A 13226-nucleotide genomic window follows, 5' to 3' on the forward strand; every position below is an offset into this window, starting at 1 on the left:
GGAGAGTGTCGCGAGCACTTTGGGTGAGGCACGCGGGACGCTCAGCTGCGCAGGACCTGGTGCACGAACTGGACGGCGACCGATCCCTCCCCGACGGCTGAGGCGACCCGTTTAAGCGAGCCGGCCCGCACATCCCCGACGGCGAACACACCCGGGGCGCTCGTCTCATACAGGAACGGGTCGCGCTCGCCGTCGGCCGTGCGGTGGCGGCCGGTGGAGCCGTCGAGTGCGGGCCCGGTGAGGATGAAGCCGCGGGAGTCCCGGACGATTTGCGGTGGAAGCCAGTCGGTGCGTGGCGAGGCACCAATGAACACGAACAACGCCGAGGCGGCCACCAGCTCCGGCACCCCGCCTGCGCCACCGCGAATTCTCACGCCCTCCAGCCGCTCCGCCCCATCCAGCGATTCGATGGCTGCCCCGCAGCGCACGGTGATGTTGGGACGTGCGGCAATTTGGTCCACGAGGTAGGCGGACATCTTCGCGCCCAGCTCGCCCGCCCGGCACAGGATGGTCACGGAGCGGGCATAGTCGGAGAAGTAGACGGCCGCCTGCCCGGCCGAGTTTGCCCCGCCCACGACGACGATGTCCTCACCGCCCACGGTGTCCCGCTCGCTCATTGAGGCACCGTAAAACACGCCGCGGCCCTCCAGATCGGCACTGCCGGGCACATTCAAGCTGTGGTAGGCAACGCCGCAGGCGAGGATGACGGCGCCGGCACTGATTGCCGATCCGTCGGCCAATTCCACCCGCGGGTATGGACCGGTCAGGTCCAGGCCCACCGCAGCTGCCGGCGCCACCACGTCGACGTGGAACCGCCGAGCCTGGGTCACTGCCCGCCGGGCAAGGTCAGACCCGGAGATGCCGGTGGGGAAACCCAGGTAGTTCTCAATGCGTGAAGATTGGCCGGCCTGGCCGCCGGGCACAAGCTGCTCGACACAGACCGTCCGCAACCCCTCGCTGGCGCCGTAGACGGCGGCAGCCAGGCCCCCGGGACCGGCCCCGACAATCACCAAATCAAAGGCTTCGGCATCGGCATGGGTTTTGTGGCCCAGCGCGGCGGCCAGGGTTCCGACGTCGGGCATGTGCAGTGTGGTGCCGTCCGCGGTGATGACGAGCGGCAACCCGTCGTCGCCGGCCGCCTCGAGCAGCGCCCGGCCTTCCTCGCTGGCATCGACGTCGAACCATTGCATGGGGATCTGGTTGCGTTGCAGGAAGTCGCGGATCTCGTGGGTGGGCGCCGACCAGCGGCTGCCGATGACGCGGGTCACGGCGTAGCTGGGCTGGTGGTGGGCGTGCCAATCCCCGAGGAGGTCGTCGATGACGGGGAACAGGCGTTCCTCCGGCGGGTCCCAGGGCTTGAGGATGTAGTAGTCCAGGTGCAGCTCGTTGATCGCACCGATGGCCACGTCGGTGTCGGCGTACGCGGTGAGCAGCACCGTGCGCAGCTCGGGGTACAGCGCCAGGGCTGCCGTGAGGACCTCCGTGCCGTTGACCTCCGGCATGCGCTGGTCGGAAACGACGACGGCGACCGGGTCACCACGCAGTTTCAATCGCTTGAGAGTCTCGATGGCTTCGGCACCGCCGGCGGCCGTCAGCACCCTGTAATGGCGGCCGTACCGGCTGCGCAGGTCCCCGCGGACTGCACTGAGCACGGCCGGATCGTCGTCGACGGCGAGGATGACCGGACGTTGCGGGGCCGGGCGCTGCGGGGCTTGCGGAGGTGGCGGCTCGTGCTGCGCGCCCTGATGCTGCCCGTTTGGCGCGTTCCCGGTCATGGCCGGCTCCCCGGCTGCGCGTGACCCGGTCCCTGTCCCGGTCCCTGCGCGTCGTCCTGTCCCGGAGCAGCCTGTCCCGGAGCTGCCTGTCCCGGAGCAGCCGCCGGGCGCTGCAGCGGCAGCCACACCCGGAACACCGTGCGCCCGGGAACCGACTGCACGTCGATGGTGCCGCCGGTGCCACGGATCATGTTGAACACAATATTGAGCCCCAACCCGGTGCCCTGCCCCGGCGGCTTTGTCGTGAAGAACGGGTCAAACACCTTGCCGAGCGCTCCGGGCGGGATGCCGCCGCCGTCGTCCTGAATTTCGACGGCGACCCCGCCCGCCGCGGCCCGGGTGCGGATGGTCAGGCGCCCCGAACCGTTCATGGCGTCGGCGGCGTTGTCGATGAGATTGGTCCACACCTGGTTCAGTTCGCTGCCCAGGGTCTCGATGCGCGGCACGTCCGGGCCGTAGTCGCGGTGCACCTCGATGCCGTGCTTGAGCTTGGATTGGAGCATGACGAGGGTGCCGTCGAGTCCGTCGTGGATGTCCACGTCCTGCACGGCGGCGCGATCCATGTAGCTGTAGTCCTTTAGTGCGGCCACGATCGCCGAGATCCGCGCCGAACCATGGCCGATCTGCGCGATGAGCCCGTACGCGTTGCGTGCCTCGGCCAGCGCCGTGATTGCCGCACCGAGGTGGTCGGGGCCAAACGCGCCGGCAAGCTCGTCAAGACCGGCGGCATCCATGCCCAAGTCCACCAGCGATCCCGCGGCCTCCCAGGAATCGGCAAGCCCGTGCGCGGAAAGCCAGGATTCGACGTCGTCCTCCCGGTCGCCGCGGGTGAGCGGGTCGAGCCGGTCGGCGTCCTTGGCCTGCACCGCCGCCCGTTCGATGAGCCCGCCCAGCCTGGCCGCCTCGGCGGGATTTTGTGCCGCGCGGGCCAAGTCCAGCAGGGCCCCGCAGGTCTTGGAAAACGAGTCCTCCAGCAGCGAGGCCCCACGCCGGGCAGCGGCGGCCGGGTTGTTGAGTTCATGGGCCATGCCGGCGCTCAACCGCCCGAGCGTGGCCAGCTTTTCGCTTTGGATGAGTGCGGCTGAACGCTCGGCAACCTCATCCTCCAGCTGCCGTTGGTAGGCGGCCTGCAGCGCTTCGGCTTGTTTGCGGTCGCTGACGTCCCGGAAGAACGTGTGGGTCGCGACGAACTGCCCCTCAAGGAATCTGCCCGTCGCGTTCCCCTCAACAGGGAAGGTGTGCCCGTCCTTGGCAACAAACGTCACCGCCACATGGTCGAACGACTGTCCGCTGATGATTTGGCCGATGATGGACATGCAATGGTCATGGTCGGCCTCAGCCACAATGTCGAACAAGGTCAGCCCGGGCAGCTCCGCGGGCGTGTAGCCGAGAAGTTCGTGCCAGGCCCGGTTGACGAAGCCGAAGTGCCCATTGGGCAGGATGCTTTGCACGATGTCGTGGGCGGATTCGATGAGGTCAAGATAGCGCCGCTCACTTTCACGCATCCGGGCCGCTGCCTCGTGCTGCGGGGTCAGATCACGCACGACGGCGTGCAGGAGTTGCTCTTGCGGCTCGCCGGCGAGGGTCCACAGCAGCCACCGGGTGGAGCCGTCCGCGGCCAGGAGGCGGTTTGGGAAACACACGACGGCGGCGCTTTCACTTGCGCGCCTCAGCTGCGTTTGCGTCTCGCTGGCGTCCTCCGGGTGCACCAGCTCAACCAGCGACCGTGCGCACAACTCCTGTGCGTTCCAGCCGAGCAGGCCGGTCCAGTCGCCGGTGACCTCGCGAAAATGGCCGTCAGCCCCTGTCACACAGGCCAGGTCGGCACTTAAATCCAGCAGCCGCGCTGCGACAGAGGGCGGCCACGAATCGATACCAAGGCCACTGTTCGGCATGGCGTGCTCCTCCAGGGAACCTCCGCCCGGCGGAAGGCGGGCAGTGATTTGAAATATACACCCGTTCGCGGGCGGGTAGGGTGATCCCATGGGCATTAAACCTTGCACCGACTCCTCCGCAGCGGACTGGATCACGTCCTCGCAGCTCCCATGGCACCAGCTTGTCGGTTTTGGTCCGGCCGGCTTCGACGGGCATGCGCGGCTGCGGTTCATCCCGGATCCGGCACAGCCCGGACAAAGCGAAAATCACGCTGCCCCCGGCCCGGATGCACCCACGGAAACGCAGCAGCTGGAATTTGCTGTTGCTGCCCTGCGAAAACACACAACAACACCGGACGAACTCTTCTTTTGCTTCTGGGACGGGTTTGGCTTCGCCATGCCCGGGGCCCGGGTCGACGTCCCCAACCGCTCCTACTTTCTCTACAGTGGAAAGGTCTCGGAAGCCGGAACTTGGGACGTTGCCCCGGAGGATCAGGCCCCCGGTCAACCGTGGCTGCCGGTCCCTGCCCTCATTTGGCCCGCCGACCACGCATGGTGCGCAGCCTCGGACGTGGACCCGCACTGGGCTGGCATTGGCGCAAGCAGCGACGCCATAGCGGCACTCCTGGCGGACGGCCGCCTTGACGTTGTGCGGGCAAATCCAGGGGAGCAACAGCCCCACTACCGGGACTGACGCTCCTGCCGAAAGCAACCTGGCACCCAAAGACTGGCAGGATGGCGTTATGACACATCACGATCCCGCAAGGCTGCTGACGGCCTCAGGCCGCCGGACCCTGACGGCGCACCGGGTCAACCTGCCATGATGTTTGGGGAAATTCCCATCCGCCACGTGGGCAGAAACGACTTCAACCCGCCCGACCCGGACGCGTGGCCGGCCACCCTCGCCCCGGTGCAGCAGATCCTGCGCGAAGGCATCAACCTGGGCCGCGCCACAGTTTTCGTGGGCGAGAACGGCTCCGGCAAGTCAACGCTGGTGGAGGGCATCGCCATGGCCTGCGGGGTGAATCCCGAGGGCGGCTCCACCGGTGCCATGCACCACAGCCGCCCCACCGAATCGGACCTCCACTCGTACCTGAAGGTCGTCCGCAACGCCGGCACCAGCAAGTACGGCTACTTCCTGCGCGCCGAAACCATGCACGGCTTCTTCACCTATTTGGAGGACAACCCGCGCGGCGGGCGGGCCGACATCAGCTTCCACGAGATGTCCCACGGCGAATCGTTCCTGCAGCTGATCGTCGACAGATTTCGCGGCGGCGGGATCTGGATCCTGGATGAGCCCGAATCGGCACTTTCCTTCTCCGGCTGCCTCTCGCTGCTCAGTGTCCTGACGCAATTATTGGACGACGGCGACTCTCAAGTCATCCTTTCCACCCACTCCCCGCTGTTGGCTTCCCTGCCGGGTGCCGACATTTACGAGGTGGGGCCTTGGGGATTGCGGGCCAAAAACTGGGAAGAGCTGGAACTCGTGCAAAGCTGGCGCTCGTTCCTGGCTGCCCCGCAGCGGTTCTTGAAATACATTTAATGCCGGCCATTCCAGCTCAGCCGTCGTAGGCCGCCTGAAGCTCGGCGATCACCAGTTTTTTCATGCCCATCATGGCCTGCATGGCGCGGGCCGCGCCGTCCGGGTCGGGGCCGTTGAGCACCCCCGTCATCATGGTCGGAACCAGCTGCCACGACACCCCGAATTTGTCCTTGAGCCAACCGCACTGGCTCTCCTGGCCGCCGTCGGACGTCAGGGCGTTCCACTTCTCGTCCAGTTCTGCCTGCGTGTCAAAGAACAGCTCAAAGGAAATTGCCTCGCTGAACGTGAACTCGGGACCGCCGTTGAGGCCCCGGAAACTGCGGCCGTCGAGCTCGAAGGAGATTGTCAGCACCGACCCCGGCACACCCGGCCCGTCCCCGCCCCAGCGCAATACCTCGCCGATGCGTGAGTTGGGGAACAACCCCACATAGAAATTTGCGGCCTCTTCGGCCTGCCCGTCAAACCACAGGCACGTCCCAATGCCAGCCATGTTCACCACTCCCCTGCGCTCCACACCAATCAATTGGCCTGTGAAAAAGCCTAGATCGACCGGCGTCCTGCGACAATGCCTACCCACCCGTAGCTTTGGCCGCCCGAGAATGCGGTTGCCGGGACGGACGGTCAGGAAAACGGACTGCACAGGATTGCGGCTAAACTCCAAGGGTGAACGAAACGAAGACTACCCCCGGGTCCAAGATCCTTCTCTATGCAGCCGCCGCAGACATTGTGCTGGTGGTGCTCTTTGCCCTCTCGGGCCGCAGCTCGCACCAGGAAAGCCTCACGGCAGGAGGGGTGTTCGAGACGGCATGGCCTTTCCTTGCATCCCTGGCCATCGGCTGGCTCGTGTGCCGCATGTGGCAGCAACCCCTCCGCATCCGGCCCCAGGGCATCTGTCTGTGGCTGATCACGGTGGCCGGCGGGATGGCCCTGCGCATTGCCTCCGGAAATACTGCGGAACTGCCCTTTGTCATCGTCGCCACGATCGTCCTGGCAGTCTTCCTGCTGGGCCACAGGTTCATCGCAGCCTGGGTGGCACGTCGCAACCAGCGGCCCTGACAGCTGACCGCCGCACCCTCCATCGACCGACAGGCGCATCCGCCGACGGTGGCCCCGGCGCTCATTGGGTTACGATCAACATGAGCACTATTTCCCATTAGCCACATGACAAGGAACCCACCTGTGATCACCGCTTTTGTCTTGATCAAAACTGATGCCACACGGATCCCCGAATCCGCCCAGGAAATCTCCGAACTCGCGGGAATCAGCGAGGTCTACTCCGTGACGGGCGAATGGGACTTGATCGCCATTGCCCGCGTGCAGAAGCATGAAGACCTGGCCGATGTCATCGCCGACAAGCTCTCCAAGGTCAAGTCAGTGGTCTCCACCACCACACAAATCTCCTTCCGCGCCTACTCCCAGCGTGATCTGGATGCCGCGTATTCGCTGGGCTTCGACAACTAACTCCCAGACCCGCCCCCAACGCCCCTGGCAGGACGTCGCCCGGGAGCGGCCCCGGCGTGATCATGCCCGGCGTGTCCCCGCTAGGCCTGGCCGTGGCTCGCACGCGATCGGCGCGACAGCGAATCGATGATGACTGCGAGCAGCAGCACCGCCCCGGTGATCATGTAGCGGATTGACGAATCCAAGTTCAGCAGGGTCAGCCCGTTGGAAATTGACTGGATCACCAGGATTCCCAGCAACGCCGAATAGGCGCTTCCGCGTCCGCCAAACAAGCTCGTTCCGCCGATGACTGCCGCCGCAATGGCGACAAGGTTCGTGTCGCCGCCGCCACTCGACAAACTCGCGGAAGTCAGCCGTGCCGAGGCAAGCAGACCGCCCAGTGCCGCGAAAAACGTGCCGAGCATGAGCACCGAAATGTAGACGCGATTGACCTTGATGCCTGCGCGCCGTGCGGCTTCGACGTTGCCGCCGACGGCGAAGACCGAGCGCCCCCATCGGGTGCGGCCCAGGAAGAAATTCATCGTCACGACCAGCAGGACGAACAGCAGGAACATCAGCCCGATTCCGCGGTCGGTCGCCAAATAAGCGACGGCGACAATCAAGACCACCAGCAGCGCCGCGCTCTTGATGACCATCAACGACACCAAGCCGGTCGACAGTCCGGCCGAACGGCGTCGTCTGGCACGCAGCCAATCCGAGCCGAACATGGCGCCCGCGGCAACAACGGCCAGCAGGATGGCGAGCCACGGTGGCAGAAACCAGCGCTGCGCAAACTGCACAATCCACGACTCATAGGGCAGATTGATCGACCCGTTGGGCCCCAACACCCGCAGTTGCAGGCCGAGGAAGGCGAGCAGCCCGGCCAAGGTGATCACGAACGTTGGCACGCCGAACCGGGTGAACAGGACGGCGTAGATGAGCCCGATCAGCAGGCCCGCGGCCAGGGCCACCACGATGGCAAGCCAGATCGGCCAGCCGCCGACCGTGATGCCCACGCCCAGGATGGCGGCCGAGAGACCGCTGATGGAGCCCACCGAGAGGTCGATCTGCGCCACCAGCAGCACAAGCACCACACCGATCGCGATCGTGCCGGTGGCTGCGCACTGCAGCGACAGGTTCACCAGGTTGTTTGCGGAGAGGAAGTTTTGGTTCATGATCTGGAAGATCGCCCAAATGACGATCAGGCCTATCACCACCGGCAGCGAGCCGAGGTCGCCGCCGGCCACCCGCACGCGGAAGGACTGGATGGCGCCGCCCAGGCCCTCATTCCGGGCGAGCCGCTCATCCTGCCGGTCGGCGGCCAGCTTGGCCGGGGTTTCGGCTGTCTTTTGATGTGGCTTTCCGGCACGCTTCGGTTCCAGTGGTTTCTTCGGTGTCACAGGGTTTGTCGGCGTGGTCATGATGTCAGGTCCTCCCCCGGGCCGTTTCCGTCGTCGCTCTCCGCCCCAACAGCTTCCGCCCCGCCGCTCGGTTCGGCAGCTCGCATTCGACCGCTGCCTGTCTGGGCGCTCGCCCGCCTGGTCACCGCGTTGTCGGTGGCGCCGGTAATCGCGGCGATGATCTCTTCGTAGCTGACATCGGCGAGCATGAAATCACCGTTGTTGCGTCCCAGCCGGAGTACGACGACGCGGTCGGCGACGGCCTGCACGTCCGCCATGTTGTGGCTGATCAGCACCACTCCGAGGCCGCGTTCGCGCAGCCGCTCGACGAGGTTGAGCACCTCCGCGGTTTGCGCGACTCCCAGGGCAGCCGTTGGTTCGTCAAGGATGACCACCGCAGGTTCACCGATCAGCGACCTGGCGATGGCCACCGTTTGGCGTTGCCCGCCGGAGAGCGAGGCGACAGCGATTCGTACGGACGGGATCTTTGCGGACAGCTGGCGCAGGAGCTCCCACGACCTCTTCTCCATCTCTTCTTCGTCGAGGGTGAAATTGCCAACTTCGTGGCCGAGAAAGAGATTGGACACCACGTCCAAGTTGTCGCAGAGGGCGAGGTCCTGGAACACGGTGGCCAGGCCCAAGGATCGGGATGTTGCCGGTGACGTGATCGAGACCTGTTTGCCGTCGAAGCTGATGGTGCCTGAATCTTGTGGATGCACCCCTGCCAGTATTTTGACGAGCGTGGACTTGCCTGCACCGTTGTCACCGACAATCGCGACGACCTCACCGCGGAAGATGTCCAGGTCGACCACGTCCAAGGCCCTGACCGCGCCGAAGCTTTTCGAGATGCCGCGCAAGCTGATCACGGGTTCCCCCTGGGGCCCGGTGTGCTGGATTGACGAGGCTTGCAACGTCACGTGCATCTCCTTGAAGTCGGCGATCAGTCGGGTGGTGGCCAGCGGGCGAATGGCGTGGGAACACCAGCTCGGGGCCGCCCTGCGGCAGCCCCGAGCTGGTGTGGGTGTTACTTGATGCCGGCCTTGTCGCAGGCTTCCTTGTAATCTGCGGTGCAGATCTCGGATGCCTTGTAGAATCCGTCCTTCACCACGGTGTCCTCAATGTTGTCCGCAGTGACCGCTACGGGCGTCAGCAGGAACGACTGGATCTCGGCTCCGCCCTTGGTCTTCACCGTGACGTCGCCCTTCGGCGATTCGCCCTTGGTCAGGGAGATGGCGAGCTCGGCAGCCTTTTCGGCTTCCGGCTTAAGTGCCTTGTAGACGGTCATGTACTGGTCCCCTGCTAGGATGCGCTGAATGCCTGCCAGCTCTGCGTCCTGGCCGGTGACCGGGGGAAGCGGCGAAACACCGGCCGCCTTCATGGCGGAGATTGCGGCGCCGCCAACCTGGTCATTCGCGGCATACACGCCCTTGATCTCGCCCTTGAACTGGGTCAGCTGGCCAGCCACCCAGTCCTGGGCCTTTGCGGGTTCCCACCCGGGTGTGTCGAACTCGGCGAGCACCTTGTAACCGCTGGCGTCGATGACCTTGTGGGCGCCCTCCTTGAACTGGCTGGCGTTGTTGTCGGTGGGCGAGCCGTTGGCCATGAGGATGCCGCCATCACCGGGCTTCACGCCATCGGCCTTGAGCTTGTCAACGAGCGCAGTGGCCTGCAACTCGCCCACCTTCACATTGTCAAAGGAGATGTAGTAGCTCAGGTCCGCGCTGTTGATCAGCCGGTCGTAGGAGATGACCGGCACGCTCTTGGCCTTCGCCTCTGCGACGATCGCGGCTGCTGCCTCCCCGTCAAAGGGGTCCAGGACCAGCACCTTCACCCCCTGGGTCAGCATCGACTCTGCTTGCTGCTGCTGCTTGGACGCGTCGCCGTCGGCGTTGGCGTAGAGCACCTTGCAACCGGCACAAAGTTCCTTGACCTTGGCTTCGAAGTACGGCTTGTCGGCACTTTCGTAGCGGGCCGTGACCGAGTCCGGCAGGAGCAGCCCGATCTGGGCGTTGTTGTCCGCGGCGCCCGACGAGCCGCCGCCTCCGCCGTTGGAACCGGAGTTTTCGGCCCCGTTTGAGCACCCTGCGAGGGCACCCAGTGTCAGCAGGAGGGCGGCGCCGGTGGCGACCGCTCTCATCGTGGCGATCTTCATGGAAAGAACCTCCCGATACGCGCCGCCGACATTGGCGGTTGGTCCCAGCGTCGCACTCGAAGGTGTGGGCGTCAAGGGTTGCCGAACGCCCCGACTTTCCCGTCGGTTCCTGTGGCAGGCGGCCCGTGGGCCCGGGCAGGCCCCCTCCAGGAACGCCAGCTACCGGGGCGGCTGCGGTTCACAGCCCGGTCTTCTGGCCATTTTTTCACGCAAGGCCGGCCCGGGCAACAAGCCACTGCAAACTGCGTTATTGCGCTTCGGTGCTCAGCGCGACCCAGGATTTCAGTACATTGGCTGCGGCCCCGCCGTCGATCGCGGCCTCGGCCCTGGCAAGGGCAAACTTCATGCGCTCAAGGAGGGTTCCGGAACTGGACCTGTCGTAGGCAACGAGCCCGGCGGCAGCGTTCAGAAGCACCGCGTCGCGGATCGGCGAGCGTTCGCCGTCAAGGATGCGCCGGACCACGTCGGCGTTGTAGTCGGCATTTTTCCCGCGCAGGTCCGCTATCGTGGCCCGGGGAATGCCCAGATCGAGCGGGTCAAAGTGGCTCTCGGTGATCTTATTGTCCCTGACCTCCCAGATGGTGGAGGTGCCCGTCGTCGTCAATTCATCGAGGCCGTCACTGCCCCTGAACACCAGGGCGCGAATGTTCCTGGCGGCGAGGACGCCGGCCATCAGCGGGGCCATGCGGGCGTCGGCGACCCCAATGGCCGAGGCCACCACCCTGGCCGGGTTTATCAACGGACCAAGGAAGTTGAACGCCGTGGGCACGCCAATTTCCTTGCGTGCGATGGCCGCGTAACGCATCGAGGGGTGGAAGAAATTGGCGAAACAAAACGTGATGCCCACGTCGGTGGCCGCCTGGGCAACCTTTTCCAGGGACAGATCCAGACGCACCCCCAGACTCTCCAACACGTCGGCGGAACCGGCTGCGGAGGAGGAGGCCCTGTTCCCGTGCTTGACGACGGTGGCACCTGCCCCCGCGCACACAAGGGCCGCCATGGTGGAGATGTTGACGGTGTTGAGCCTGTCCCCTCCCGTGCCCACAATGTCCAGGGCATCCCCGTCAACCCGCAGTGGACGGGCGTTGGCGAGCATGGCCTCCACCAGCCCGGTCACTTCGGCAACCGTCTCACCCTTGGCGCGCAGCGCAACGAGGAAGCCGGCGATCTGCACGTCGGTGGCGTTTCCAGTCATGATCGTGTTCATGGCCCACTGGGTGGCATCCTGGCTGAGGTCTTCCCCGGCAATCAAGGCCGCGATCAGGTTTGGCCACGTGCGTGAGGCGGCGGACGCGTTTTCAAGAGGTTTCACTCTCAAGATGTTAGACGAAACAAGGCCCTCTGTAACGATTGTGACCATTGACACAAGGACTGTGTTGTGCATAGGGATCTGGGTTTAACCTGTGAATCCCCCGGAATTTCGCAAGTTTGTAGAAAAAGATCCGGGACTCGGAGTTTTGCATTGGGAACTCTGGGGTTTTATAGACATAATGTCTATGTGACAACTGTGACCCATGCCCCCAGTACCCCGGCGCATCCGACACTGAATCGACCGAACATGGTTTCTGTAGGAACCGTAGTTTGGTTGGCCAGTGAGCTGATGTTCTTCGCCGGCCTTTTTGCCATGTACTTCACGCTGCGTTCCACCACTGGTGGGATGTGGGCGGAAGAAACGGCCAAGCTGAACTTCCCGTTCGCCTTGGTGAACACCTTGATTCTGGTTTCCAGCTCATTCAGCTGCCAGATGGGTGTGTTCACCGCTGAGAACCTTCGGCCTCGCCGCACCGGACGCCTCTTCCAGTTCTCCAAGTGGGGAATGACGGAGTGGTTCCTGTTGACCTTCGTTCTCGGCGCAGTCTTCGTAGCCGGTCAGACGACCGAATACGCCATGCTGACCTCCGAGTACGTGACCCTGAATTCAAACCCCTATGGATCTGCCTTCTACATGACAACCGGCTTCCACGGCCTGCACGTCATCGGCGGACTCATTGCATTCCTCCTCATCATCGGGCGCGCCTACGCGGCCAAGAAGTTTGGACACTTCGAAGCCACCAGCGCGATCGTGACTTCTTACTACTGGCACTTCGTGGATGTCGTGTGGATTGGCCTCTTCTTGGTCATCTACGTCCTGAAGTAGGCTGGCACACGGCTTTCTTCAACCAACGTAAGAATTAGCATTTGCGGCCCTCACCAGGGGCTGCTGGATATAGATCAAAGGAACCACCAAGTGAAGGCACTTTCGCAGAAGCGACGTCATCCGCTGGCCGCACTAGCGTTGCTGGTGTTGGGGCTCATGCTGACAGGTGGGCTGTACGCCGTTGTCACAACCGTGAATGAGGCCAAGGCCGATACCACCACCTACACGGCGCAGCAGGTCGATGAGGGCGAAAAGCTCTTTGTCGCCAACTGCGCCACCTGTCACGGCGTCGGCGCCAGCGGCACGGACGCTGGACCGTCCCTGGCCGGTGTTGGCGCTGCAGCCGTCGACTTCCAGGTCGGCACTGGCCGCATGCCCATGCAGATGCAGGGACCCCAGGCTCGTGAGAAGCCGAAGCAGTTCACCACCGAACAGACACGGGAACTGTCTGCTTACGTTGCCACCTTGGGTGACGGGCCGGCATTGCCGGAGGAACAGTATCTCGACGGCGGCGGCGACGCGGCAGTCGGCGGCGAGCTCTTCCGCGTGAACTGCGCCATGTGCCACAACGCAGCTGCAGCAGGCGGCGCCTTGACCCGTGGCAAGTTCGCTCCCCCCTTGGCCGGTGTGTCAAACAGCCACATCTACAGCGCCATGGTCACCGGGCCGCAGAACATGCCCGTCTTCAATGACGCCAACATCAGCCCCGACGGCAAGCGCGACATCATCACCTTCTTGAACACGATCGAGAACCAGGGCTCACCCGGCGGCGCCAAGCTTGGCTCACTGGGACCGGTATCCGAGGGCTTGTTCCTCTGGACAGCCGTTCTGGGAGTCATCATCGGCTTCACCATCTGGCTGACTTCACGTACCTCGTAGTCACAAGAAGCCACAGATTTTGGCTG

At 64.4% G+C, this 13226-nt stretch carries 13 protein-coding genes; 6 read left to right on the plus strand and 7 right to left on the minus strand.

The window, feature by feature from the left end; all coding sequences use genetic code 11:
- Positions 1-41 precede the first annotated feature (41 nt).
- Both ACT3TS_RS03855 and ACT3TS_RS03860 read right to left on the minus strand, forming a co-directional pair.
- The gene (locus ACT3TS_RS03855) at positions 42-1775 is read right to left on the minus strand and encodes an FAD-dependent oxidoreductase (protein ID WP_444530163.1); all 1734 of its coding nucleotides are present in this window, start codon (positions 1773-1775) and stop codon (positions 42-44) included.
- Positions 1772-3670, minus strand: a complete 1899-nt coding sequence (locus ACT3TS_RS03860; protein ID WP_444530164.1) for a PAS domain S-box protein — start codon at positions 3668-3670, stop codon at positions 1772-1774. Before ACT3TS_RS03860 ends, ACT3TS_RS03855 begins: the two co-directional genes overlap by 4 nt.
- Positions 3671-3758: 88 nt before the next feature.
- Here ACT3TS_RS03860 and ACT3TS_RS03865 point away from each other — a divergent pair, with 88 nt between their 5' ends.
- Both ACT3TS_RS03865 and ACT3TS_RS03870 read left to right on the plus strand, forming a co-directional pair.
- Positions 3759-4343, plus strand: coding sequence for a hypothetical protein (locus tag ACT3TS_RS03865; RefSeq protein WP_444530165.1), 585 nt, complete (start codon positions 3759-3761; stop codon positions 4341-4343).
- A gap of 156 nt (positions 4344-4499) precedes the next feature.
- Positions 4500-5192, plus strand: a complete 693-nt coding sequence (locus ACT3TS_RS03870; protein WP_444530166.1) for an AAA family ATPase — start codon at positions 4500-4502, stop codon at positions 5190-5192.
- A 16-nt stretch (positions 5193-5208) separates the two neighbouring features.
- On the opposite strand, the gene ACT3TS_RS03875 is transcribed toward ACT3TS_RS03870, so the two are convergent.
- Positions 5209-5682: a VOC family protein gene (locus tag ACT3TS_RS03875; RefSeq protein WP_444530167.1), complete on the minus strand. Its 474-nt coding sequence runs from the start codon at positions 5680-5682 to the stop codon at positions 5209-5211.
- A 173-nt stretch (positions 5683-5855) separates the two neighbouring features.
- Between ACT3TS_RS03875 and ACT3TS_RS03880 the strand changes: the two genes are divergently transcribed.
- Together ACT3TS_RS03880 and ACT3TS_RS03885 are read left to right on the plus strand one after the other, a co-directional pair.
- Entirely contained in the window at positions 5856-6248 is a 393-nt protein-coding gene (locus ACT3TS_RS03880; RefSeq protein ID WP_444530168.1) for a DUF3054 domain-containing protein, read from the plus strand.
- Between the two features lie 123 nt (positions 6249-6371).
- Entirely contained in the window at positions 6372-6653 is a 282-nt protein-coding gene (locus ACT3TS_RS03885; protein ID WP_444530169.1) for an Lrp/AsnC family transcriptional regulator, read from the plus strand.
- A gap of 80 nt (positions 6654-6733) precedes the next feature.
- Here the strand turns inward: ACT3TS_RS03885 and ACT3TS_RS03890 are convergent, their stop codons facing one another.
- The 4 genes from ACT3TS_RS03890 to trpD all read right to left on the minus strand — a co-directional run bounded on the left by ACT3TS_RS03890 (position 6734) and on the right by trpD (position 11496).
- Complete coding sequence (locus ACT3TS_RS03890) at positions 6734-8053, minus strand: sugar ABC transporter permease (protein ID WP_444530170.1); 1320 nt, start codon at positions 8051-8053, stop codon at positions 6734-6736.
- Positions 8050-8949 carry an ATP-binding cassette domain-containing protein gene (locus ACT3TS_RS03895; RefSeq protein WP_444530171.1) on the minus strand — a complete coding sequence of 300 codons (900 nt, stop codon included), beginning with the start codon at positions 8947-8949 and terminating at the stop codon, positions 8050-8052. The genes ACT3TS_RS03890 and ACT3TS_RS03895 overlap by 4 nt, the downstream gene beginning before the upstream one ends.
- Positions 8950-9056: 107 nt before the next feature.
- A complete protein-coding gene (locus ACT3TS_RS03900; RefSeq protein ID WP_444530172.1) occupies positions 9057-10184 on the minus strand; it encodes a sugar ABC transporter substrate-binding protein in 1128 nt (375 codons plus the stop codon).
- Between the two features lie 247 nt (positions 10185-10431).
- Positions 10432-11496 (minus strand): anthranilate phosphoribosyltransferase, encoded by a 1065-nt coding sequence (trpD, locus tag ACT3TS_RS03905; protein WP_444530173.1) that lies wholly within the window; start codon positions 11494-11496, stop codon positions 10432-10434.
- Positions 11497-11682: 186 nt separating this feature from the next.
- Here trpD and ctaE point away from each other — a divergent pair, with 186 nt between their 5' ends.
- Entirely contained in the window at positions 11683-12321 is a 639-nt protein-coding gene (ctaE, locus tag ACT3TS_RS03910; RefSeq protein WP_444530174.1) for an aa3-type cytochrome oxidase subunit III, read from the plus strand.
- A gap of 90 nt (positions 12322-12411) precedes the next feature.
- Positions 12412-13200, plus strand: a complete 789-nt coding sequence (gene qcrC, locus ACT3TS_RS03915) for a cytochrome bc1 complex diheme cytochrome c subunit (protein ID WP_444530175.1) — start codon at positions 12412-12414, stop codon at positions 13198-13200.
- The last annotated feature ends 26 nt before the right edge of the window (positions 13201-13226 follow it).

This window comes from Specibacter sp. AOP5-B1-6 (assembly GCF_052376555.1).
GTDB lineage: Bacteria > Actinomycetota > Actinomycetes > Actinomycetales > Micrococcaceae > Specibacter.